The following is a 23933-nucleotide window of genomic DNA, read 5'->3' as shown; positions in this document are numbered from 1 at the left end:
TGTCTCTTCCCTCAGATCCGGAACGCCAGGACGACGGCGGCGAGCACGACGATGCCGGCGACCATGGTCGACGCGTAGGACCGGACGTAGCCGTTCTGGAACCGCCGCACCACCTCGCCGGACCCGGCGACGAGGCGCGCGAGCCCGGTCGCGCCGCCGTCGACCACCTGGCGGTCGGCGTAGACGAGCGAGCGCGTCAGGTACTGGCCCGGCCGCATGAGCAGCGCCTCGTTGACGTCGTCCTGGTACAGGTCCTTGCGCGCGGCGCGGGTGAGCACCGAGCCCCGCGGCGCGACGACCGCGACGGGCGACGCGTGGTACTGGCGCCACGCGAGGAACGCGCCGACCGCCACGAGCAGGATCGTCAGGCCCGTGATGAGCGGGACGGCGAGCACGGGCTCGTGGTGCTCGGCGTGGCCGGTCACGGGCTCGAGCCACTCGACGAACCCGCCGGCGTAGAGCACGCCGCCGAGCGCGACCGAGCCCACCGCGAGCACCACCATGGGGACGGTCATGAGGGCGGGCGACTCGTGCGGGTGCTGCACGGGCGCGGCCGGGTCGGCCGCTCCCCCGCCGTGGCCGTCGGTCCAGCGGCGCTCGCCGTGGAACGTCATGAAGAACAGGCGGGACATGTAGAAGGCCGTGATCCCCGCGCCGACGAGCGCGACCCCGCCGAACACCCACGGCTGCCAGCCCTGGCCGTCCGCGGTCGCGAACGCCGACTCGATGATCTTGTCCTTGCTCCAGAAGCCCGAGAGGCCCGGGAACCCGATGATCGCGAGCCAGCCGGCGGCGAACGTCAGCCAGGTGACCTTCATGTACTTCGAGAGCGCGCCGTAGCGCCGCATGTCGACGGAGTCGCCCATGCCGTGCATCACCGAGCCGGCGCCGAGGAACATCCCGGCCTTGAAGAAGCCGTGCGTCAGCAGGTGGAAGATCGCGAACGCGTAGCCGATCGGGCCGAGGCCCGCGGCCAGCATCATGTAGCCGATCTGGGACATCGTCGACGCCGCGAGCGTCTTCTTGATGTCGTCCTTCGCGCAGCCGACGATCGCCCCGAAGAGCAGCGTGATCGCGCCGACGATCGCGACGACGAGCAGCGCCGTCGGGGCGCCCTCGTAGACCGGCGCGGACCGCACGACGAGGTAGACGCCCGCGGTGACCATGGTGGCGGCGTGGATGAGCGCGGACACCGGGGTCGGGCCGGCCATCGCGTCGCCGAGCCACGACTGGAGCGGGAACTGCGCCGACTTGCCGCACGCGGCGAGCAGGAGCATGAGGCCGGCGGCCGTGAGCACGGCCTCGGACGCGCCGCCCGCCTCGCCGAACACGGTCTCGAAGTCCGTGCCGCCGAACTCGGCGAAGAGGATGAAGATCGCGACGAGCATGCCGACGTCGCCGACGCGGTTGGCGATGAACGCCTTCTTCGCGGCGACCGCGTAGGGCAGGTTGTGGTTCCAGAACCCGATGAGCAGGTAGGACGCGAGGCCCACGCCCTCCCAGCCGACGAAGAGCAGCAGGTAGCTGTCCGCGAGGACGAGCAGCAGCATCGAGGCGACGAAGAGGTTGAGGTACGCGAAGAACCGGCGCCGGTCGACGTCGTGCTCCATGTAGGCCACGGAGTAGACGTGGATGAGCGTGCCGACGAAGGTCACGAGGAGCACGAAGGTCAGCGACAGCGGGTCGATCCGCAGGCCCGCGTCGAGGCTGAAGGCGCCCGCCGGGATCCATGTGAACAGGTGCAGGTCCTGGACGCGCTCGTCGGCGGGCAGGCCGAGCGTGGCCACCCACAGGACGGCCCCGACCACGAAGGCCGAGGCCGAGGCGAGGACGCCCAGCCAGTGGCCCCATCGGTCGGCCCGGCGGCCCGCGAGCAGCAGGACGGCCGCACCCAGCAGCGGCAGGGCCACGAGCAGCCAGGCGAGGGAGAAGGTCCCGGTCGCCTCGGCCGCGCTCACGGCGTGCTCGTCGGCCGCGGCGGCCAGGCCGGTGTGCAGGCCTGCGGGCAGGCCGGCAAGGACGTGTGTCGACACCCGGCGCTCCTCAGCTCTTCAGAAGGTTGACGTCGTCGACCGAGGCCGACCGGCGGGTGCGGAAGATCGCGACGATGATCGCGAGGCCGACGACGACCTCGGCCGCGGCGACGACCATGACGAAGAAGGCCACGACCTGGCCCATGAGGTCGCCGTGCATGCGCGCGAAGGTCACGAACGCGAGGTTCGTCGCGTTGAGCATGAGCTCGACCCCGAGGAACACGACGATCGCGTTGCGGCGCAGCAGCACCGTCGTCGCGCCGATCGAGAACAGGATGGTGGCGAGCACCAGGTAGTTGCTCAGGTTCACCGGACCTGCTCCTCACCCGTGACGGACCGCTCGGGCAGCTGGGCGGCGGGCGACGCGCCCGCGTCCCCGACCTCGGCGTGGACCTCGGCGACGGAGCGCTCCTGCCCGCGGATGCGCAGCACGCGCGGGACCGAGTGCTCCAGCGGACGGCCGTCCGCGCCGAGCGCGGGGACGTCCATCGCGTTGCTGCGCGCGTACACGCCGGGCGACGGCAGCGGCGTGAGCACGCCGCCGGACGCGACCCGGGCGTCCGCGCGCTCGCGCTGGCCGACGTGGCGCGTGAGGCGCTGCCGGTGCGTGAGCACGAGCGCCCCGAGGGCCGCGATGACGAGCAGCGTGCCGACGACCTCGAGCGCGAACACGTGGTCCGCGAAGATCACGCGCGCGACGCCCACGGGGTTGCCGTCGGCGTTCGCCGCCGCGAGGCCGACCGGCGCGACGTCGGCGGCCGTGAGGACGACGCCCGTGAGCACGACGGCGAGGCCGAGCCCGAGGAGCGCGCCGATCCAGCGCTGGCCGCTGATGGTCTCGACGAGCGAGTCCGACGCGTCGACGCCCACGAGCATGAGCACGAAGAGGAAGAGCATCATCACGGCGCCCGTGTAGACGATGACCTGCACGACGCCGAGGAACGGCGCCTCCTGCGCGACGTAGAGGATCGCGAGGCTGATCATCACCACGACGATGCTCATCGCGGCGTGGACCGTCTTGCGCGCGAACAGCAGGCCGAGCGCGGCGAGGACCATGACCGGGCCGATGACCCAGAACAGGACCGCCTCACCGGTCGACGTCGTGCCCTGCTCCGCGAGCGAGGTCGCGAGGTCGAGCGCCTTCACCGGGTTCCCTTCCCGTGCGAGGCCGACGCGTCGACCTTGGCCGGCTGGCCGTGCTCCATCGGCTCGGCGAGCTCGGCGGACGGCTCGCGCTCGCCCGAGCCGGGCACCTGGTGGCCCGGTCGCAGCGTGGGCAGCGTCGCGTCCTCGGGCCGCCACTGCGCGACCCAGTCGATCTGCTCGGGGACCGGGCCCGTGACCGCGCCGCGGTAGTAGTCCGTGTCCTCCGTGCCGGGCACCATCGGGTGCGGGGCGCCGAGCATGCCCTCACCCATGGGCGCGAGCAGGTCCTGCTTCTCGTAGATCATGCCGCGGCGGGTGGGACCGGCGAGCTCGTACTCGTTCGTCATCGTCAGCGCGCGCGTCGGGCACGCCTCGATGCAGAGGCCGCAGAAGATGCAGCGCAGGTAGTTGATCTGGTAGACGCGGCCGTAGCGCTCGCCCGGCGAGAACTGCGCGTCCGGCGCGTTGTCCGCGCCCTCGACGTAGATGGCGTCGGCCGGGCAGGCCCACGCGCACAGCTCGCAGCCGATGCACTTCTCGAGGCCGTCGGGATACCGGTTGAGCTGGTGCCGCCCGTGGTAGCGGGGCTTGGTGGGCACCTTCTCGAACGGGTACTGCTCCGTGACCGTCGGCTTGAACATCGACGACAGCGTCACGCCGAAGCCCGCCACGGGGGCGAGCACCTCGCCCACGCCCTTCTTGGGCTCGATGAGCGAGGTGTACTCGTGCCCCTCGCCCGCCGCTCCGACGGCGCCGGCGTCGCGGTCGCGCCGGCTGAGGTCCTTGTCAGCCACGGGTCTCCTCCTGCTCGCCCTCGGCGGGTGTCTCGTCGGCGTCGGCACTGTCGGCCCTGTCTGCACCGTCGGCGCCGTCCGTGCGAGCGGGCGACTCCGTGATCGTGGCGACCGGCGCACCGGTCGACGCGGCCGCCTGCGCCTGGAGCCGCTGGCGCCGTGGCGACGGCGGCAGCGTCTGGCCGGGCAGCGGCGGGACAGGGTAGCCGCCCGCGAACGCGTCGAACGCCTCCGGCTCGCGCTCGGGCTCGGGCTTCTTCTCGGGGACGAGGAAGGACAGGCCGATGCCGACGACGGCGACGACGCCGAGCGCGATGAGCAGCGTGCGCAGGTCCACGTCGGTGAACTGCCGCACCCCCTGCACGACGGCGACGCAGACGATCCACGCGAGCGCGACGGGGATGAGGACCTTCCAGCCGAACTTCATGAACTGGTCGTAGCGGAAGCGCAGCAGCGTGCCGCGGATCCAGACGAACAGGAACATGAAGAACCAGAGCTTGGCGAGGAACCAGAGGACCGGCCACCAGCCCTCGTTGAACATGCCGTCGTTGATCGCGGAGATCGGCCACGGCGCGCGCCAGCCGCCGAAGAACAGCGTGGTCGCGACGGCCGAGACGTTGAGCATGTTGATGTACTCGGCGAGGAAGAACCACGCGAACTTCATCGACGAGTACTCGGTCATGAAGCCCGACACGAGCTCGCCCTCGGCCTCGGGCAGGTCGAACGGCAGGCGGTTGACCTCGCCGACCATCGAGATGAAGTAGATGACGAAGGCCGGCAGCAGCGGCAGGAACCACCAGACGGTCGTCTGCGAGCTGACGATCTGCGACGTGGACATCGAGCCGGCGAGGACGAAGACGCTGACGAGCGACAGGCCCATCGCGAGCTCGTAGGAGATGACCTGCGCGGTCGAGCGCACGGCGCCGAGGAGCGGGTAGGTCGAGCCCGAGGCCCAGCCGCCCAGCACGATCCCGTACACGCCGACCGAGGTCGCCGCGAGGATGTAGAGGACCGCGACGGGGAAGTCGGTGAGCTGGACGGGCGTCACGACGCCGAACATCGACACGGCCGGACCGAGCGGGATGACCGCGAACGTCAGCAGCGCGCAGAACACCGAGATCATCGGCGCGACGATGTAGACCAGCTTGTCCGCGGCCCGGACGTTGATGTCCTCCTTGAGCAGGAGCTTCATCGCGTCGGCCAGCGACTGGAGCAGCCCGAACGGCCCGTGCACGTTGGGCCCGGGACGGATCTGCATCCGCGCCACGACCTTGCGCTCGAACCAGATCGCGATGAGCACGCTCGTCAGCAGGAAGACGACGATGCCGACCGCCTTGATGAGGACGATCCACCAGGTGTCGTTGCTGAAGTCGGCGGCCGCCGGGACGTCGACGGCGGTCGCCAGCGGCGCGCCCAGGGTCGCCAGACCCGTGAGACCGGCCATCACTGCACCTCTCCGTCGGTCCGTGCGTCAGCGGGTGCGGCACCGGCGTGGACCGGCAGCGCCGCGGGGGCGAGGTCGACCACGGCCCCCGCGTCGACGCGCAGCGTCGGGCGGACCGTGGAGCCGGTCGAGTGGGTGGGCACCCACACCACGCCGTCGGGCATCGGGGTCACGACCGCGGGCAGGACCACGCGGCCCGCACCCGTGCGCACCGTCAGCGCGTCGCCCGTGGCGACGCCGACGGCCGCGGCGGTCGCCGCCGACACGCGCGCCACCGGGCGCTGGGCGGTCCCGGCGAGGAACGCCTCGCCGTCCTGGCAGCGTCCGGCGTCGAGCAGCTGGTGCCACGTCGCGAGCACGGCCTGGCCGTCGCCCAGGGCGGGCGGCTCGGCCGCGGCGACCTCGGGCGCGGGCGCGCGTCCGCCGTCCCACGCGCCGATCGCGTCGACCTCGGCGTGCACCGCCGCGGTCGTGCGCAGCCCGAGCGTCGTGCCCAGGGCGTCGGCGAGCGCGTCCAGGACGCGGTGGTCGGCCATCGCGGTCGACGTCAGCGCCTGCGGGAACGGCCGCAAGCGGCCCTCCCAGTTGAGGTACGTGCCGGCCTTCTCGACGGGCGGCGCGACCGGCAGCACGACGTCGGCCAGCGCGGTCACCGCGGACGCGCGGACCTCGAGCGACACGACGAAGCCGACGCGCTCGAGCGCGGCGCGCGCGAGCGCCGGGTCCGGCAGGTCGACCGGGTCGACGCCGCCGACGAGGAGGCCGCCCAGCGTGCCCTGCGCCGCGTCGGCGAGGATCGCGCTCGTGTCACGGCCGGGCGCGGCGGGCAGGCTCTCGACGTCCCACGCGGCCGCGAGGTCGACCCGCGCCTGCGCGTCGGTCACGGGCCGTCCGCCCGGGAGCAGCCCCGGCAGCGTGCCCATCTCGACGCCCGCGCGCTCGCCCGCACGGCGCGGGACCCACGCGAGGCGCGCACCCGTCCGGCGTGCGAGGCGCAGCACGGCGCTGAGGCCGCCCGGCACGGTCGCGAGCCGCTCGCCCACGAGGATGACGGCGGACGCGTCGAGCGCGGCGCCCAGCTCGGCCAGCACGCCGTCGGCCCGGGGACCGCCGAGCGCGTCGAGGACCTCGGGCTCCGTCCCCGGCGCGGCGGCGACGAGGCGCGCGTCGAGGCGCTCGAGCGCCCGGCTCGCGAACGGCGCGACCGAGAAGACGCGGTTCCGGTTCTTCTGGACGCCCTTGCGCAGGCGCAGGAAGGTGATGCCGCCCTCGTCCTCGGGCTCGAACGCCACGAGGAGCGTCACGGGAGCCGTCTCGAGGTCGGCGAACGTCACCGACATGCGGGCGCCCGCGACGTGGTGGGCGAGGAACGCCTCCTCCTCCGCCGAGTGGGGCCGCGCGCGGTGGTCGACGTCGTTGGTGCCGAGCACCACGCGCGCGAACTTCGCGTAGGCGTACGCGTCCTCGATCGGCAGGCGACCGCCGGGCAGCACGCCGACGCCGCCGGCGTCGCGCGCCGCGGCGAGACCCTCGGCCGCGACCTCGAGCGCCTCGGCCCAGCTCGCGGGGCGCAGCTCGCCCGGCGTGCCGTCCTCGGCGCGGTCGCGCACGAGGGGGACCGTGAGGCGGTCCGGCATGCCCTGCCAGGTGAACGCGAAGCGGTCCTTGTCGCTGATCCACTCCTCGTTGACCGCGGCGTCCTCCTGCGCGAGGCGGCGCAGCACGACGCCCCGGCGGTGGTCGACGCGGATCGCGGCGCCGTTGCTGTCGTGCTCCGAGACGCCGGGCGTCGACACGAGGTCGAACGGCCGGGCGCGGAACCGGTACGCGGCGTTGGTGAGCGCGCCGACCGGGCAGATCTGGATCGTGTTGCCCGAGAAGTAGGACGCGAAGGCGCGGCCCGAGGCGTCGAGCGTCGCCGCTCCCACGGGCCCGACGACGGACCCCTCGACCGCGGGCTGCCCGACGGCGACCGGGAGCGGCGTGCCGTCCGGCTGGACCCCGCGGTACGTCTCGGCCCGCTCGGAGCCGGCGAAGCCGAGGACCGCCGGGTCGAAGACGCCGATCTGCTGGCGCACGCCGCGCTGCTGCAGGTCGATGAACGGGTCGCCCGCGATCTCGTCGGAGAAGCGCGTGCAGCGCTGGCACAGCACGCACCGCTCGCGGTCGAGCAGGATCTCGGTCGAGATCGCGAGCGGCTTGGGGAACGTGCGCTTGACGTCGTGGAACCGGCTCGTCGCGCGCCCGTTGCTCATCGCCTGGTTCTGCAGGGGGCACTCGCCGCCCTTGTCGCAGGTCGGGCAGTCGAGCGGGTGGTTGATGAGCAGCAGCTCCATGACCCCGTGCTGCGCCTTGTCGGCGACCGCCGACGTGCGCTGCGTGCGCACGACCATGCCCGGCGTCGCCTCGAGCGTGCAGGACGCCTGGGGCTTGGGCATGGGCCGGACGTTGCCCTCGCGGTCGGGCGTCGAGACCTCGACGAGGCACTGGCGGCACGCGCCCGCGGGCTGCAGCAGCGGGTGGTCGCAGAAGCGCGGGATCTGGATGCCGATCTGCTCGGCGGCCCGGATCACGAGCGTGCCCTTCGGGACCGCGACCTCGACGTCGTCGATCGTGAAGGTCACCTCGCCCGCGGGGGCGGGCGCGCCCCCGGCGGTCGCGGGCTTGGGCGTGGTCGTCGTCATGCTCCCACCGTTCCTGCGGGGACCCCGGAGAGCGCGTGCAGGTCGGCACGGCGGCGCGGGGTGTACTCGAAGAGGGCCGACGCGGCCGGGTCGAGGGGGCAGCCGCCCCCGGTGACGTGCGCCTCGAACTCGTCGCGGAACAGCGCGATGCCCGAGGTGATGGTCGACGTCGCGCCGTCGCCCAGGGCGCAGAAGGCGCGGCCGAGGATGTTGTCGCAGACGTCGAGCAGGGTGTCCAGGTCCTCGAGCGTGCCCTGGCCGTGCTCGATGCGGGCGAGCACCTGCTTGAGCCAGTAGGTGCCCTCGCGGCACGGCGTGCACTTGCCGCACGACTCGTGCGCGTAGAACTCGGCCCACCGCGTGATGGCGCGCACGACGCACGTGGTCTCGTCGAAGATCTGCAGCGCGCGGGTGCCGAGCATCGAGCCCGCGGCGCCGACCGACTCGTAGTCGAGCGGGACGTCGAGGTGCTCGGCCGTGAAGAGCGGCGTCGAGGACCCGCCCGGGGTCCAGAACTTCAGCTCGTGACCCGCGCGCACGCCGCCCGCCATGTCGAGCAGCTCGCGCAGCGTGATGCCCAGGGGCGCCTCGTACTGCCCCGGCCGCGTCACGTGGCCCGAGAGCGAGAACAGCCCGAAGCCCGTCGACTTCTCGGTGCCCATCGAGCGGAACCAGTCCACGCCGTTCGCGAGGATCGAGGGCACGGACGCGATCGACTCGACGTTGTTGACGACGGTCGGACGCGCGTAGAGGCCTGCGACCGCGGGGAACGGCGGCTTGAGGCGCGGCTGGCCCCGGCGGCCCTCGAGCGAGTCGAGGAGCGCGGTCTCCTCGCCGCAGATGTAGGCGCCGGCGCCCGCGTGGACGGTGACCTCGAGGTCGAAGCCGCTGCCCTGGATGTCCTTCCCGAGCCAGCCCTTCGCGTAGGCCTCCTCCACGGCGCGCAGCACCCGGCGGTAGACGTGCAGCACCTCGCCGCGGATGTAGATGAAGGCGTGGTGGCACCCGATCGCGTAGGACGTGATCGCCACGCCCTCCACGAGCGCCTGCGGGTTGGCCATCATCAGCGGGATGTCCTTGCACGTGCCCGGCTCGGACTCGTCCGCGTTGACGACGAGGTAGCGCGGGCCGCCGTCGGGCGCGGGCAGGAAGCTCCACTTGAGGCCGGTCGGGAAGCCGGCGCCGCCGCGGCCGCGCAGGCCCGAGTCCTTGACGGCCGTCACGACGTCGGCCGCGGGCATGCCGAGCGCGCGGCGCAGCCCGGCGTAGCCGCCGTGCGCCTCGTACGTCGCCAGGCTCCAGGAACGGTCGGCGTCCCACGTCGCGGTGAGCACGGGGCTCAGGGTCGTCGCCATCACGCCTCCTTGCTCGGCTCGCGCCCGGTCGGGGTGTCGGCCGTGCCGCCTGTGGGCGGCGCGGACGGGGTGTCGGTGCTCGACGTGCGGCCCGGCGTGATCGGCGTCGTGCCCGCGCCGACCGCCTCGGCCGTCGGGTCGACGGCCTGGCCCGAGTCGGCCGACGGGGCGCGCCAGCCCTTCTCGCGCGCGAGCCGGGTGCCGGCGAGCGACGCCGACCCGGCGCCCACGCCCTCGTCGGCGCGGCCGTCCGAGAAGCCCGCGAGCACGCGGGACATCTGCTTGAAGGAGCACACCGACGCCGCGCCGCGCGTCGGCGCGACGGGCTCGCCCGCGCGCAGCCGGTCCGCCACGTCCTTGGCCGAGGCGGGGGTCTGGTTGTCGAAGAACTCCCAGTTGACCATCATCACGGGCGCGTAGTCGCAGGCCGCGTTGCACTCGACGCGCTCGAGCGTGATCTTGCCGTCGGCCGTCGTCTCGTCGTGGCCCACGCCGAGGTGCTCGGAGAGCTCGTCGAAGATCGCGTCGCCGCCCATGACGGCGCAGAGCGTGTTGGTGCAGACGCCCACCGTGTACTCGCCGTTGGGGTGGCGCTTGTACTGCGTGTAGAACGTCGCGACCGCGGAGACCTCGGCCGTGCTGAGCCCCAGCGTGCGCGCGCAGAACTGGATGCCGTCCGGGCTGACGTAGCCGTCCTCGGACTGCACGAGGTGCAGGAGCGGCAGCAGCGCCGACCGCGGGTCCGGGTACCTCGCCATGGCCACGGCGGCGTCCGCCGTGAGCCGCTCGAGCTTGGTGCCCTCGTAGGGCTCGTACGCGGTGGTCGTCATCAGCGGTCCACCCCTCCCAGGACAGGGTCGAGCGCGGCCACCGCGACGACGACGTCGGCCACCTGGCCGCCCTCGCACATCAGGGACACGGCCTGCAGGTTGTTGAAGGACGGGTCGCGGAAGTGCGCCCGGTACGGCCGCGTGCCGCCGTCGGAGACGAGGTGGACGCCCAGCTCGCCGCGCGGGTGCTCGACGGTCTGGAACACCTGGCCGGCCGGGACCCGGAAGCCCTCGGTGACCAGCTTGAAGTGGTGGATCAGGGCCTCCATCGAGGTGCCCATGATCTGCTTGATGTGGTCGAGCGAGTTGCCCATGCCGTCCGACCCGATGGCGAGCTGCGCGGGCCAGGCGATCTTCTTGTCCGCGACCATGACCGGGCCCGCACCCATCGCCTGGAGACGGTCGGCCGCCTGCTCGACGATGCGGAGCGACTGGTAGCACTCCTCCATCCGCAGCACGGTGCGCGAGTAGGAGTCGGCCTCGGTCGAGGTCGGGACCTCGAAGTCGTAGGTCTCGTACCCGCAGTACGGGTCGGCCTTGCGCACGTCGTACGGCAGGCCGGCCGAGCGCAGCACCGGCCCGGTGATCCCGAGCGCCATGCAGCCGGCCAGGCTCAGGTGCCCGACGCCGACCGTGCGCCCCTTGTAGATCGGGTTGGCGAGCATGAGGTCGCCGAGCTGGCGGATGTAGTCCTTGATGACCGGGATCGCCTCGCGGACCGTGTCCAGCGCACCCGGCGGGATGTCCTGCGCGACGCCGCCCGGGCGCACGTAGGCCATGTTCATCCGCAGGCCGGTGATGAGCTCGAAGATCCGCAGGATCTCCTCGCGGGCCGTGAAGCCCACGGTCATGATCGTCGTCGCGCCCAGCTCGTTGCCGCCGGTGGCGAGGCACACGAGGTGGGACGAGACACGCTGGAGCTCCATCATCATCACGCGGATGACCGTGGCGCGCTCCGGGATGTCGTCGGTGATGCCGAGCAGCTTCTCGACCGCGAGGCAGTACGCCGTCTCCTGGAACATGTTGGCCAGGTAGTCCATGCGCGTGCAGAACGTGGGGCCCTGCACCCAGGTGCGGAACTCCATGTTCTTCTCGATGCCGGTGTGCAGGTAGCCGATGCCGCAGCGGGCCTCGGTCACCGTCTCGCCGTCGATCTCGAGCATGAGGCGGAGCACGCCGTGCGTGGACGGGTGCTGCGGGCCCATGTTGACGACGATGCGCTCCTCGCCGAGGCGCGCGGCCTCCTCGGCGATCTCCGACCAGTCGCCGCCGGACGCCTCGAAGCTCGGGACGCCCTCGGTGGACTCGTCGACGATGTACGGGCTCGCGTGGGGGGTCTGGGACGTGGCCATCAGCTGTACGACCTCCGCTCGTCGGGCGGCGGGATGCTCGCGCCCTTGTACTCCACCGGGATGCCGCCCAGCGGGTAGTCCTTGCGCTGGGGGTGGCCCGGCCAGTCGTCCGGCATCTCGATCCGGGCCAGGCCGGGGTGGCCGTCGAAGACGATGCCGAAGAAGTCGTACGTCTCGCGCTCGTGCCAGTCGTGGCCCGGGTAGACGGCGACGCTCGACGGGATGTGCGGGTCCGCGTCCGCCACGGCGACCTCGAGGCGCAGCGCGCGCCCGTGCGTGATCGAGCGCAGCTGGTAGACCGCGTGCAGCTCGCGGCCCGTGTCGGCCGGGTAGTGCACGCCCGAGACGCCGAGGCCGAGCTCGAAGCGCAGGTCCTGGTCGTCGCGCAGCGCCTGGCACACGGCCACGAGGTGCTCGCGGCGGACGAAGAGCGTGAGCTCCTCGCGGTCGACGACGACCTTCTCGACCGCGTCGTCGTAGGCGGTGCCGGCCTCGGCGAGCACCTCGGCGAGGATGTCGACGACCTCGTCGAACCAGCCGCCGTAGGGGCGCTCGCTGGGCCCGGGCATCGCGATCGTCTGGACGAGACCGCCGAAGCCGGTGGTGTCGCCGCCGTCGCGCGCGCCGAACATGCCCTCGCGGACCGCCACGACCTCGAGCTGCGGGTGCCGCGCGCCGAGCGGCGCCGCGAGGTGCTGCGCACCCGTCTCCTGCGCCGTCTCGGTGGTGCTCTGGGGGGTCGCGGAGGTCTGGTCGCCGACGACCGGCGTGCCCTTGACCGCGGCCGCCGCGTCCTTCTTCTCGTCCGGCACGCGGCCGGTCGCGGGGGTCTCGCTCACCGCAGCAGGCCCTTCATCTGGGACGTCGGGGTCGCGCCGAGCGCCGCCGCCTCGGCCGCGCGGGCCGCCTCGGTGCGGTTGACGCCGAGCGGCTCGGCCTGGATCTGCTCGTGCAGCGTGAGGATCGCGTTGATGAGCATCTCCGGCCGCGGCGGGCAGCCCGGCAGGTAGATGTCGACGGGCACGATGTGGTCGACGCCCTGGACGATCGCGTAGTTGTTGAACATGCCGCCCGACGACGCGCAGACGCCCATCGCGAGGACCCACTTGGGCTCGGACATCTGGTCGTAGACCTGGCGGACGACCGGGGCCATCTTCTGGCTCACGCGGCCCGCGACGATCATGAGGTCGGCCTGGCGCGGCGACGCGCGGAAGACCTCCATGCCGAAGCGGGAGATGTCGAAGCGCGGCGTGCCGGCGGCCATCATCTCGATGGCGCAGCAGGCCAGGCCGAACGTCACCGGCCACAGCGAGGCCTTGCGGAAGTACCCCGCGAGGTCCTCGATCGTGGTCAGCAGGAAGCCGGACGGTGCGTCCTCGATGCCCATGGCTCTCCTCCTCCCTCTCGTCCCGTCAGCTGTGTCTCGCCGGCCGTCGAGCGGCCGGCCGTCCCGGCGCTCAGTCCCACTCGAACCCGCCGCGGCGCCACTCGTAGACGAACGGCACCGTGATGAGGACGAGGAACGTCATCATCGCCACGACCCCGAACAGGGCGAGCTCGCGGAACGCGACCGCCCAGGGGTACATGAAGACGACCTCGATGTCGAAGACGATGAAGGTCATCGCGACGAGGTAGTACTTGATCGGGAAGCGGCCGCCCCCGATGGCGTGCGGCGTCGGGTCGATGCCGCACTCGTAGGCCTCGAGCTTCGCCCGGTTGTAGCGCTTCGGGCCGATGATCGCGCTCGCGCCCACGCCACCGAGGGCGAGGACGGCCGCGACACCCATGAGGGCGAGGATCGGCACGTACGGGTTGGTCATCGGGCCCTCCGGTGCAGTGGCGGCTCGGCGAGCCGTCGTGGGCGGGTCGGCGTCGGGGCGCCGCGGTGCGCCCGGGACGACGGCTGGGACAGGAGGGACGGCGCCGCGACCTCCGCCGAGTGTCGTCGGCTCATGCGGCGGGCGCAATCCGGGTCAGGGCCGCGATGAAGCGGTCCGAGAGGTCGCCGCCGCGCGGCTCCCACACGTCCGACAGCAGCTTGAGCGTCAGCCGCATGAGAGCGGGCCGCGGCAGGCCGTACCGCGTGCACACGCGCATGACCTCGGGGTGCTCGATGAGCTTCACGAACACGCGCCCCAGCGAGTAGTAGCCGCCGAGCTCCTCGGCCATGATCCGCGGGTAGCTCGCGAGCGTCCGCTCGCGCTCGGCCGCCGTCGTGCGGCTCTTGGCCTGCGCCACGACCTCGGCCGCGCGGCGCGCGCCCTGCATCGCGTAGGCGATGCCCTCGCCGTTGAACGGGCTGACCATGCCGCCCGAGTCGCCGACCAGCAGCATGCCGCGCGTGTAGTGCGGCTTGCGGTTGAAGCCCATGGGCAGCGCCGCGCTGCGCACGGGGCCGACCTGGTTCTCGGGCGTGAAGCCCCACTCGGCGGGCGTGTTCGCGACCCAGCGCTGGAGCAGGTCCTTGTAGTCGATCTTCGTCGCGGTCGCGCGCGAGCTCACCGAGCCGAGGCCCACGTTCGCCGTGCCGTCGCCCAGCCCGAAGATCCAGCCGTAGCCCGGGAGCAAGTTGGACTCGTTCGGCTTGCCGTCCCAGAGCTCGAGCCAGCTCTCCATCCAGTCGTCGTCGTGCCGGGGCGTGCGGTAGTACGTCCGGACGGCGACGCCCATGGGGCGGTTCGGGTTCTTCTCGATGCCGAGCGCGAGCGCGAGGCGCGCCGAGACGCCGTCGGCCGCGATGACGACGGGGGCGCGGAAGGTGACCTCGTCACCCGCGCGGCGCCCCGCCTCGTCGACCGGGCGCGCGGTGACGCCGACGACGCGTCCGGTGCGCTCGTGCAGCACCGGGCCGGTGACGTTCATCTGCTCGCGGATGACCGCGCCGGCGGCCTTCGCGTGGCGCGCGAGTGTGTCGTCGAAGTCCTTGCGCGTGCGGCTCACGCCGTAGCTGGGGAAGGAGTCCGTCTCGGGCCACGGGAGCTCGATGCGGTGGCCGCCGCCGTAGACGCGCAGGCCCTTGTTGCGGATCCAGCCGTCCTCCTCGCGCATGGGCACGCCCATCGCGACGAGCTCGCGCACCGAGCGCGGCGTGAAGCCGTCGCCGCAGACCTTCTCGCGCGGGAACGCCGTCTTCTCGAGGACGAGGACGTCCAGGCCGGCGACGGCGAGGTAGTACGCGGCGGTCGAGCCGGCGGGCCCGGCACCGACGACGATGACGTCCGCGTCATCGTTCTGCTGCGTCCCCACGCCCTGCCTCATCCTTGTGAAGGGTTTCACTACCTGGACCCGCCAAGTCTAACTGCGGCCCCAGGGCATGTCTGCTGAGGCTTACCTTGCCTCCGGGTCCTTCGGCCCTGGCGCACCGGCCGGGCGTGTGGCGCGGTGCAGCGCGACGATGCCCCCGCTGAGGTTCCGGTAGGCGACGTCGGACCAGCCCGCGCGGCGCAGGAGGCGGCCGAGCGCATCCTGGTCGGGCCACGCGCGGATCGACTCGGCCAGGTAGACGTAGGCGTCCGGCTCCGTGGAGACGGCGCGCGCGACGGGCGGCAGCGCCCGCATGAGGTACTCGGTGTAGACGGTGCGGAACGGCGCCCAGGTCGGCCGCGAGAACTCGCACACGACGAGGCGGCCGCCCGGCTTGGTCACGCGCAGCATCTCGACGAGCGCCGCCTCGGTGTCGACCACGTTGCGCAGGCCGAACGAGATGGTCACGGCGTCGAACGACGCGTCCGCGAACGGCAGGCGCGTCGCGTCGCCCGCGGTGAACGGCAGGTCGGGGCGGCGGTCCTTGCCGACCTGGAGCATGCCGACCGAGAAGTCGCACGGGACGACGCGCACGCCCGCGGCGTCGAACGGCTCGCTCGAGGTGCCCGTGCCCGCGGCCAGGTCGAGCACGGTCTCGCCGGGCCACGCGTCGACCGCGCGGATCGTCGCCGTGCGCCAGCGCCGGTCCTGGCCGAGCGAGATGACGTCGTTGGTGAGGTCGTAGCGCTTCGCGATGTGGTCGAACATCGCGGCGACCTCGTGCGGCTGCTTGTCCAGGCTGGCGCGGGGCATGGGCCCATCCTCGCAGCCCGCGCGCGCACGTCCGCACCCGTCGCCCCGGCCCCACGATGCGCGGAGCGCCGTGCCGGGACACGCGGGCGCGTCGGGGCACGGGACTCCGCGCTGCCGGCACGGCGCTCCGCGGGTGGGCACCGGACTCCGCGGTCGGCACGGGACTCCGCGTGCCGGTGGGTCGCGGAGCGGGGCTCCGCGACGCGGTGGGCGGGGCGGAGGGGAGGGGCCGGGGCGCGGCCTACGCTGGGGGGCGATGACCCCCGACCCCGCCCGCGTGGCCGACGACGCCTCCGACACGCCCCCGGGCGCCGCGACCCGCGGCAGCCTGGCCGGGCTCGCGCTCCCCCTCGTCTCGCGCACGGTCCCCGTCGACCCGGCGTCGCTGCCCGACGACCTGCTCGAGCTGCTGCCCGCCGAGGGCGGGCTGGCGTGGGTCCGGCGCGGCGACGGGCTCGTCGCCTGGGGCGAGGTCGCCCGGGCTACGGCGACCGGCCCCGACCGCTTCGCGCAGGCCGAGCGGGCCTGGCGGGCCGCGGCCGCGCACGCCGTCGTGCGCGACGAGGTGCGCGTGCCCGGCACAGGTCCCGTGGCGTTCGGCGCCTTCGCGTTCGCGGCCGGCTCGGTCGTCGAGAGCTCGCTCGTCGTGCCGCGCGTCGTCGTCGGGCGGCGAGGGGCGACCGCCTGGGTCACGACCGTGGACGCGGGGGCCGCACCCGGTCCCGTCCGGCCCGAGGTCGCGCCCGCGCCCGCCCCGCCGGGCGAGGTCACGTACGCCGACGGCGCCCTCGACCCCGACGGCTGGCAGGACGCCGTCGCGCGCGCGGTGAGCGAGATCCGCGCGGGCCGGATGGACAAGGTCGTGCTCGCGCGCGACGTCGTCGCCCGGACCGCGGCGCCGCTCGACCCGCGCTGGGTGCTGCGCCGGCTCGCGGCGGACTACCGCTCGTGCTGGACGTTCGCGGTGGACGGCGTCGTCGGCGCGACCCCCGAGCTCCTCGTGCGCAGCGAGAAGGGCCTGGTCACCTCGCGCGTGCTCGCGGGGACGATCCGCCGCACGGGCGACGACGACGCGGACCTGGCGCGCGCGGCGATCCTCGCCCACTCGTCCAAGGACCTCGAGGAGCACGAGTACGCGGTCGAGTCGCTCACGCGCGCGCTCGAGCCGTTCTGCTCGTCGACGAACGTGCCGGAGACGCCGTTCGTCCTGCACCTGCCGAACGTGCTGCACCTCGCGACGGACGTGACGGCCGTGCTGTCGACCGACGGCGTCGCGCCCTCGCCGACGAGCCTCGCGCTCGCCGCCGCGCTGCACCCGACCGCCGCCGTCGCCGGGACGCCGACCGACGCCGCGTGCGAGCTCATCGGACGCATCGAGGGCATGGACCGCGGGCGGTACGCCGGGCCGGTCGGCTGGGTCGGCGTCGACGGCGACGGCGAGTGGGGCATCGCGCTGCGGTCGGCCGAGCTGGACCCGGCGGACCCGCACCGCCTGCGCCTCTTCGCGGGCTGCGGCATCGTCGCGGCGTCCGTGCCGCGCGCGGAGCTGGCCGAGTCGGAGGCGAAGCTCGAGCCCATGCGCCACGCACTGCGCTCCCCCGCCTGACCCCGACGCTCGACGCGAGCGGAGCGGACCGGCGCGGCACGCCTGGCGTGTCGGCCGGTCCGCTCCCGCGGGCGCTCGGGCGGTGGGTGCGGTCAGCCGTTCCGGCCCGGGCGGCCCGGGAAGAGGCCGCCCTGGTCCTCGGGCTCGGTCTGCGTCGCGCCCTGGTCGTCGCGCGTCGTGAGCGTCACGGGGACGTCGACCGCCTCGCCGTCCCGCACCACGGTGAGCGTGACCTCGGTGCCCGCCGCGAGCTCGCGTACGAACGCGGTGAGGGACTCCGCGCCGTTGACCGCCTGGCCGTCGATCGCGACGACGACGTCCTTGGCCTGCAGGTCGGCCTCGGCGGCCGGCGAGCCGGCGGTGACCTGCTCGACGACGGCGCCGCGGCGCGTCGTGCCGTCGGCGGTGGCCGTGCCGTCGCCGAGGGCGACACCGAGGAAGGCGTGCTCGGCGGTGCCGTCGGCGATGAGCTCGCCGCCGATGCGGTCGGCGAGGTTCGCGGGGATCGCGAAGCCGAGGCCGATGGAGCCGGCCTGGCCGCCGCCCGAGGAGAGCGACGCGATCGACGACGTGATGCCGATGACCTGGCCGGACGCGTCGAACAGCGGGCCGCCGCTGTTGCCGGGGTTGATGGCGGCGTCGATCTGGATCGCGTTGGTCACCACGGTCTCGTCCGAGCCGTCCGAGGTCGACACCGGTCGGTCGAGCGCCGAGACGATGCCCGTGGTCACGGTGCTGTCGAGGCCGAGCGGGTTGCCGACCGCCATGACCGCCTCACCGACGGCGACGTCGTCGGAGTCGCCGAGCACCGCGGGGCTGAGGTCGTCGGGCGGGTCGACGAGCTGGATGACGGCGAGGTCGGTGGTCGGGTCGGTGCCGACCAGCGTCGCCTCGTAGACGCGCCCGTCCGCGAGCGTCACCTGGAGGCCGCCGTCGACGGCGTCGCCCACGACGTGGTCGTTCGTCAGGACGTGGCCCTCGGGGTCGACGATCACGCCCGAGCCGGTGCCCGAGCCGGCGCCCGTGGCGACGTCGATCGCGACGACCGAGGCGCGCACGGCGTCGGCGACCGCCTCCCAGTCCGGGTCCTGCGCGTCCGAGCCGGCGACCGGGACGGTCGTCGACTCCTCCTGACCGAGGGTCGCGACGGAGGTCGGCGCGGCGGCCGGGTCCTCGTCGAGGGCGTTCGTGATGCCGACGGTCGCGAGGCTCGCGGTGAGCGCCGTGACGGCGGCGACGCCGACGACCGGCCACCAGCGGGGTCGGTCGCGGCGGTCGGCGGCCGGGGTCGGCACGGCGAGCGCGGGCGCGGTGGCCGGCGCCGGGGCCGGGGTGCCCGGGGCGCGGAACGGGTCGAAGGGTGCCGTCGCGTGGGGCGCCGGGTGTGGCGCCGCGGAGTGCGGCGCGGTGGGCTGCGGCGCGCCGGAGTGCGGCGCGGCGGTCTGCGGGGCGGCGGGGTGCGGGGTGGCCTGGGGTGAAGCTGGCTGCGGCGGGGTGGGGTGCTGGGGTGCGGTGCTCATCGGGACCTCCTGTGTCGTGGTCCCATCACAGCCCGCCGACCTGACGCGGCCCTGTGACGTCCCTGGGAGCTTCCTGGGAGTCGGTCGCGCAGCCCGGACGGCGCGACGGCGGGCGTGGGCTGCGTGGTGGGTCCCGCCGGGCACCCGGGGGGAGGGTCTGCACCAGCGGGGCGCGGGCGGCGTGAGCGGTGCGCGCCGCGTCAGGCGGGTCGGGTCGGGCGTCGCCGCGTCGTGTCAGTGGTCGTTCGTACAGTTGTTCCATACCGGGGCGAACCGGGCGGGCCGAGCGAGGAGCGCGTGTGAGCGGGACGGGTGGGGTCGTGCACGCGCCGCGCGGCGCGGGCCTCGCCGACCTCGACGCGCTGCTCGGCCGGCTCCGCGCGGACGCCGCCGCGCTGGCCGCGCTCCCCCTCGCCGAGCTGGAGGGTCCACGGGCGGCGGCCGTGCGTGAGGGCCTGCGCGTGGTCGGGGACCAGGTCCACCTCGCGTCCTCGGTCCTGCTCGCCGCCGTCGAGGCGGACGGGCGGTGGGCCGTGGGCGGCGCGGACCGCACGGTCGCGGGGCACGTGGCGCGTCGCGAGGGCATCGCGTACGGCGAGGCGGCCCGGCAGGCGCGGCTCGGGCGGGCGATGGGCGAGCTGCGCTCGACGCGCGAGGCCGTCGTCCGCGGCGAGATCACGCGAGGACACGCGGAGGCGATCGCCGAGGTGGCCTCGACCGCGGCCCGTCGGGCCGCGCTCGCGTCGGACCTCGCGGACCGCAACGAGGCCTTCCTCGTGTCGCAGGCGCGGCGCCTCGGCGTGGACGAGTTCCGTCGGCTCGCGCGACGGACGGCCGCCGCGCTCGACGAGCGGGCCGCCGAGCGCGAGCACGCGGACGCCCGGGCGCGACGACGGCTCGTGCTCACACTGCGCGCCGACGGCGTCGCGCTCGCGGGCTTCCTCCCGCACGAGGACGCCGCCGTCCTGACCACGGCCGTCCGGTCGGTCGCCGGGGTGCCGGCCGCGGGCGACGACCGCTCGGCGGAGCAGCGCCAGGCGGACGCGCTCACCGGGGTCGCCCGGCTCGCGCTCGACCACGGGCTCACGGGCACCGGGGCGCAGGTGCGCCCGCACCTCAGCGTCCTCGTCAGCTGGGAGTTGTTCGAGCGACTCGCCGCGGGCCCCGACACAGGTGCAGGAGCGCGCCCGGGTGCGGGTGCGGGTGGCATGGTGGCGGCCGTCGGGACGGAGCACGGCGACGCGCTCCACGGTCCGCTGCGGGTGCCGGGCGAGCTCGACTCCGGCGAGCCGCTCCCCCGCTCGGTGCTCGAGCGGATCGCGTGCGACAGCGAGGTCACGCGCGTCGTCTTCGGGCCCGAAGGTCAGGTGCTCGACGTCGGGCGTGCCCAGCGCACGTACACGCGCCAGCTCCGGCGAGCGGTCATCGCACGAGACCGCTGCTGCGCGTACCCCGGGTGCTCGGCGCCCCCTCAGCTCGGCGAGGTCCACCACATCCGCTGGTGGAGCCAGGGCGGTCCGACGTCGGTCGACAACGGCATCCTGCTCTGCTGGCACCACCACGCGCTCGTGCACCAGCACCGCCGGCGGATCACGCGGGTCCCCGAGGGGTTCGCCTTCGCGCACACAGACGGGAGGCCCGTGGCCGTCGGTCGCGCGCCGATCGTCCCCCTCCCTGGCGCCCCGAGCGACGACGGCGGCCTGACGGCCGGGCAGCCATCCCCACACGCCGATGCCCCACGAGCGGGTCCGTCGAACGGACCGATCGTGTCGAACGGACCGAGCGGACCGAGCGGATCGAGCGTGTCCAGCGGAGCGAGCCGGTCCGGTCCGTCGGACGGGCCTGCGAGCGCCACGGCTGGGGCACGTGCGTCACCGACGCTCGTCGACGGGAGCGCTGCATGAGCCGACGCTCCGGCGCGCCGCCACTGAGCGGCGCGCCGGAGCGCGCACGGACGTGGGCGAGGGCACGCTGATCGAATCGGCTCGGCTGCGCGCATCGGCACGGGCATGGGGACGGGCACCGGCATCGGCACCGGCACGCCGTTCGCGCCCCAGGTGCACGGCGAGACCGGTCGTCCGGTGCCGCACGGGCGCCGGCCGCCGCTCCCCGTCGGAGGGCTGGTCGCCGTTCAGCTCCCGGCTGCGGCGATGACCGGTCTCAGCGCGTCGTGGACCGCCGCGGCGATGCGGTCGCCCAGGGCGCGGCGGTCGGCTCGGTCGACGACCACCTCGACGACCTCGACGCCGCCGCCCGGGCCGGGACCGGCCGCGAGCGCCCGGCGCAGGTCGTCGGCGTCGCCGACGCGGGTGTGGCGGACGCCGTAGCCCGCGCACAGGGCACGGAGGTCCGCTCCGTGCGGCGTCGCGAAGACCCGCTCGAAGGCGCGCGCGTGCTCGGGCGCACCGTGCTCGAGCGAGGCGAAGATCGACCCGCCGTCGTCGTTGGCGACGACGACCTGGAGGTCCGGCCGCCGCTCGAGGGGACCGACGAGGAGGCCGCCGACGTCGTGCAGGAAGGTGAGGTCGCCGACGTAGGCACGCACGGGCCGGTCGAGGCCGAGCGCGACGCCCGAGGCGGTCGAGAGGGTGCCGTCGATGCCCGCCAGGCCGCGGTTGGCGAGCACGAGCGGAGGCTCGGACCACGCCGCGACGAGGTCCAGGTCGCGCACCGGGTTGCTCGATCCCACCACGAGGACCGGGCCGGGCGCCTCCGCGGGGCCGGTCCCGCCGACGGCCGCCGCGACCTCCGAGGCGGCCGCGACCGCCGCGGCGACGGCCGGGCCGGTGAGCGGGCCCGGGCGGTCGAGCACCTCGGCGACCGCGTCCGCCGCCGCGGCGCCCGCGCGCTGCCAGAGCGTGAGCCACCGGTCCTCGCCGGCGAGGCCGCCCTCGAGGAGCAGGGGCGGCACCTCGGCGACCACCTGGTCGGCGGCGCGCACGGCATCGGGCCATCGCGCCCCGACCGGGGCGACGACGAGGGACTCGACGTCCGCCCGGCCGAGCAGCTGCTGCACGGGCCGCGAGAGCGTCGGTCGGCCCAGGACGACGACGCGCTGCACCGCGCCGCCGAGCGCAGGCTCGCCGAGCAGCAGGCGGTACGCGGGCACGGCGTTCGGACCACCCCGCGCGCCTGACGACGGCTCGGCGAGCAGGGGCCAGCCGTTCGCCTCCGCGATCCGCCGGGCCACCGCACCCGCGCCGTCGCCGGCGACGACGACGGTCCGCACGCCGTCCGGGTGCCCGGCCACGCGCCGCCCGGCGCTGACGAGCGGCGCGTGAGAGGTCCCGCGGGCAGGCGACGTGAGCGAGGTCCCGCCGGCGAGCGACGTGGGGGAGGTCCCGCCCGACGTCGGCGGGGTCTCGCCCACGGCCGGCGCCTGCGCGGTCCCTCCGGTCAGCGGCGAGCCGGCGGGAGGCGCGTGACCGGCGGCGCCGCGCCGGAGGACCTCCGTGAGCCCCGCACCCGACCATGCGGGCCAGGGCGACGCGTCCGGGACCAGCGGGTCCCGGAACGCGAGGTTCACGTGGACCGGCCCCGGGTCCCCGGTCCGCGCGCCCGTCGCCGCGGCCACGGCCCGCGCCGCCAGGTGGCGCAGGTCCCGCTCCTCGCCGGCGCGACCGGTCGGTGCAGGCACGTCGAGGGTGAGCCGGACCGCGGGCTCCAGGAGTCCCACCTGCTCGGTGGTCTGGTTCGCCCCCGTGCCGCGGAGCTCGTGCGGTCGGTCGGCCGTGAGCAGCAGCAGCGGCAGGCCCGCGTGGTCGGCCTCGAGGACCGCGGGGTGCAGGTTCGCCACGGCCGTGCCGGACGTCGTCACGACGGCGACGGGCCGCGCGTGGCCCGCGGCGCGCGCGGCGGTCGCGAGCCCGAGCGCGAGGAAGCCCGCGTCCCGCTCGTCGACGCGGACGTGCAGCTCCAGCCGGGGCGCGGCCGGGTCGCGCTCGTCCGACGCCGCCTCGGCGAGCGCGTGCGCGAGCGGCGCGCTGCGGGACCCGGGCGCGAGCACGACCTCCCGGACGCCGAGGCGTGCCAGTGCCTGGAGCAGGACCCGGGCCGCGGTCGTCGACGGCGAGGGCCCGCCCGCCGCGCCCGCGGCAGAGTGCTCGGCGGGCGCCGGCGTCTCGGGCGCCTCCTCGGTCACGCGGTCACCCCCGCGAGCGCCTCGACGCGCGCCACCCGGTCGTTCCAGCGCGCGGCGAGCGCGTCGTCCGCGGCGTGCTGCGCGAGCAGCGCCGGGTCCGGCGCGGGACGCCGCACGGGCATCGCGCCGTCGACCGGGAGCAGCGGGTCGGGCACGACGTCGGCCGCGAGCAGCTGCGCGGTCGCGAGGCCGCACGCGTACGGGAGGTCGGGCAGCGCGGCCGCGAGCGCGAGCCCGGCGGCGAGCCCGACCGAGCTCTCGAGTGCCGAGGAGACGACGACCGGCAGGCCGACGCGCTCCGCGAGCTCGAGGCACGCGCGCACCCCGCCGAGCGGCTGGACCTTGAGCACGACGACGTCGGCCGCCTCGGCGCGCACCACGGCGAGCGGGTCCTCCGCGCGGCGGATCGACTCGTCGGCGGCGACGGGCACCTCCGTGGCCCGGCGCACGCGGGCGAGGTCCTCGACGCTCGCGCACGGCTGCTCGACGTACTCGAGCCCGCCCGCGGCGCGGTCGAGCAGCCGCAGGCGCTCCACCGCGGTGGGCACGTCCCACGCCCCGTTGGCGTCGACGCGGATGCGGCCGCCCGGACCGAGGGCGTCGCGCACCGCCTCGAGCCGCGCGGCCTCGTCGGCGGCGGTGTCACCCGGCTCGGCGACCTTGACCTTGGCGGTCCGGCAGCCGGCGGAGCGTTCGACGATCGCGCGCGCGAGGTCCGGTCCCACCGCGGGCACGGTGACGTTGACCGGGACGGCGTCGCGCACCGGGGCGGGCCAGCCGTGGTCGGCAGCCTCCACCGCGGCGCGCCACCACGCGGCCGACTCGGCGTCGTCGTAGTCCCAGAAGGGGGAGAACTCGCCCCAGCCCGCGTCGCCGCGCAGCAGGACGCCGTCGCGCGCGACGAGGCCACGGAAGCGCGCGCGCAGCCCGACGCGGTACACGTGCAGGTCACGGGCGGGCGGGGTCACGCGG

Annotated in this window: 19 protein-coding genes; 2 read left to right on the top strand and 17 right to left on the bottom strand. The window is 74.7% G+C overall.

Annotated elements, in window-relative coordinates; genetic code table 11:
* Positions 1-11: 11 nt before the first annotated feature.
* From nuoL to JIG38_RS17565, 14 genes are all read right to left on the bottom strand, one after another.
* Positions 12-1958 (bottom strand): NADH-quinone oxidoreductase subunit L, encoded by a 1947-nt coding sequence (gene nuoL / locus JIG38_RS17630; protein ID WP_307845010.1) that lies wholly within the window; start codon positions 1956-1958, stop codon positions 12-14.
* 85 nt (positions 1959-2043) lie between these two features.
* Positions 2044-2343 carry an NADH-quinone oxidoreductase subunit NuoK gene (gene nuoK, locus JIG38_RS17625; protein ID WP_199425035.1) on the bottom strand — a complete coding sequence of 100 codons (300 nt, stop codon included), beginning with the start codon at positions 2341-2343 and terminating at the stop codon, positions 2044-2046.
* Entirely contained in the window at positions 2340-3179 is an 840-nt protein-coding gene (locus JIG38_RS17620; RefSeq protein ID WP_199425034.1) for an NADH-quinone oxidoreductase subunit J, read from the bottom strand. The genes nuoK and JIG38_RS17620 overlap by 4 nt, the downstream gene beginning before the upstream one ends.
* The gene (gene nuoI, locus JIG38_RS17615) at positions 3176-3889 is read right to left on the bottom strand and encodes an NADH-quinone oxidoreductase subunit NuoI (protein ID WP_307845009.1); all 714 of its coding nucleotides are present in this window, start codon (positions 3887-3889) and stop codon (positions 3176-3178) included. Before nuoI ends, JIG38_RS17620 begins: the two co-directional genes overlap by 4 nt.
* A gap of 76 nt (positions 3890-3965) precedes the next feature.
* Positions 3966-5417, bottom strand: a complete 1452-nt coding sequence (gene nuoH / locus JIG38_RS17610; RefSeq protein ID WP_199425032.1) for an NADH-quinone oxidoreductase subunit NuoH — start codon at positions 5415-5417, stop codon at positions 3966-3968.
* Complete coding sequence (locus JIG38_RS17605) at positions 5417-8101, bottom strand: NADH-quinone oxidoreductase subunit G (protein WP_199425031.1); 2685 nt, start codon at positions 8099-8101, stop codon at positions 5417-5419. The genes nuoH and JIG38_RS17605 overlap by 1 nt, the downstream gene beginning before the upstream one ends.
* Positions 8098-9456 (bottom strand): NADH-quinone oxidoreductase subunit NuoF, encoded by a 1359-nt coding sequence (gene nuoF, locus JIG38_RS17600; protein WP_199425030.1) that lies wholly within the window; start codon positions 9454-9456, stop codon positions 8098-8100. Before nuoF ends, JIG38_RS17605 begins: the two co-directional genes overlap by 4 nt.
* On the bottom strand, positions 9456-10286 hold the full coding sequence (gene nuoE, locus JIG38_RS17595; RefSeq protein WP_199425029.1) for an NADH-quinone oxidoreductase subunit NuoE: 831 nt from the start codon (positions 10284-10286) through the stop codon (positions 9456-9458). Before nuoE ends, nuoF begins: the two co-directional genes overlap by 1 nt.
* The gene (locus JIG38_RS17590; protein ID WP_199425028.1) at positions 10286-11638 is read right to left on the bottom strand and encodes an NADH-quinone oxidoreductase subunit D; all 1353 of its coding nucleotides are present in this window, start codon (positions 11636-11638) and stop codon (positions 10286-10288) included. Before JIG38_RS17590 ends, nuoE begins: the two co-directional genes overlap by 1 nt.
* A complete protein-coding gene (locus tag JIG38_RS17585; protein WP_307845006.1) occupies positions 11638-12477 on the bottom strand; it encodes an NADH-quinone oxidoreductase subunit C in 840 nt (279 codons plus the stop codon). The genes JIG38_RS17590 and JIG38_RS17585 overlap by 1 nt, the downstream gene beginning before the upstream one ends.
* Positions 12474-13025, bottom strand: a complete 552-nt coding sequence (locus JIG38_RS17580) for a NuoB/complex I 20 kDa subunit family protein (protein ID WP_199425027.1) — start codon at positions 13023-13025, stop codon at positions 12474-12476. The genes JIG38_RS17585 and JIG38_RS17580 overlap by 4 nt, the downstream gene beginning before the upstream one ends.
* Before the next feature lie 70 nt (positions 13026-13095).
* On the bottom strand, positions 13096-13458 hold the full coding sequence (locus JIG38_RS17575; RefSeq protein WP_199425026.1) for an NADH-quinone oxidoreductase subunit A: 363 nt from the start codon (positions 13456-13458) through the stop codon (positions 13096-13098).
* Between the two features lie 130 nt (positions 13459-13588).
* Positions 13589-14896 (bottom strand): geranylgeranyl reductase family protein, encoded by a 1308-nt coding sequence (locus JIG38_RS17570; RefSeq protein ID WP_199425025.1) that lies wholly within the window; start codon positions 14894-14896, stop codon positions 13589-13591.
* Positions 14897-14965: 69 nt separating this feature from the next.
* The gene (locus tag JIG38_RS17565; protein ID WP_199425024.1) at positions 14966-15694 is read right to left on the bottom strand and encodes a demethylmenaquinone methyltransferase; all 729 of its coding nucleotides are present in this window, start codon (positions 15692-15694) and stop codon (positions 14966-14968) included.
* Positions 15695-15950: 256 nt separating this feature from the next.
* Between JIG38_RS17565 and JIG38_RS17560 the strand changes: the two genes are divergently transcribed.
* Positions 15951-17300 carry an isochorismate synthase gene (locus tag JIG38_RS17560; protein ID WP_199425023.1) on the top strand — a complete coding sequence of 450 codons (1350 nt, stop codon included), beginning with the start codon at positions 15951-15953 and terminating at the stop codon, positions 17298-17300.
* Between the two features lie 92 nt (positions 17301-17392).
* On the opposite strand, the gene JIG38_RS17555 is transcribed toward JIG38_RS17560, so the two are convergent.
* A complete protein-coding gene (locus JIG38_RS17555; RefSeq protein WP_199425022.1) occupies positions 17393-18820 on the bottom strand; it encodes a S1C family serine protease in 1428 nt (475 codons plus the stop codon).
* A 299-nt stretch (positions 18821-19119) separates the two neighbouring features.
* Here JIG38_RS17555 and JIG38_RS17550 point away from each other — a divergent pair, with 299 nt between their 5' ends.
* The gene (locus tag JIG38_RS17550; protein WP_199425021.1) at positions 19120-20724 is read left to right on the top strand and encodes an HNH endonuclease signature motif containing protein; all 1605 of its coding nucleotides are present in this window, start codon (positions 19120-19122) and stop codon (positions 20722-20724) included.
* A 227-nt stretch (positions 20725-20951) separates the two neighbouring features.
* Here JIG38_RS17550 and menD read toward each other — a convergent pair whose 3' ends face one another.
* Together menD and JIG38_RS17540 are read right to left on the bottom strand one after the other, a co-directional pair.
* Positions 20952-22961 carry a 2-succinyl-5-enolpyruvyl-6-hydroxy-3-cyclohexene-1-carboxylic-acid synthase gene (gene menD / locus JIG38_RS17545; RefSeq protein ID WP_199425020.1) on the bottom strand — a complete coding sequence of 670 codons (2010 nt, stop codon included), beginning with the start codon at positions 22959-22961 and terminating at the stop codon, positions 20952-20954.
* On the bottom strand, positions 22958-23929 hold the full coding sequence (locus tag JIG38_RS17540) for an o-succinylbenzoate synthase (RefSeq protein ID WP_307845005.1): 972 nt from the start codon (positions 23927-23929) through the stop codon (positions 22958-22960). Before JIG38_RS17540 ends, menD begins: the two co-directional genes overlap by 4 nt.
* Between the last annotated feature and the right edge of the window lie 4 nt (positions 23930-23933).

This window comes from Actinotalea solisilvae, assembly GCF_016464425.1.
In the GTDB taxonomy this organism is placed as follows: domain Bacteria; phylum Actinomycetota; class Actinomycetes; order Actinomycetales; family Cellulomonadaceae; genus Actinotalea; species Actinotalea solisilvae.
The sequence above is the reverse complement of the archived record's forward strand: the minus strand, read 5'-3'. Positions and strand labels throughout refer to the sequence as shown.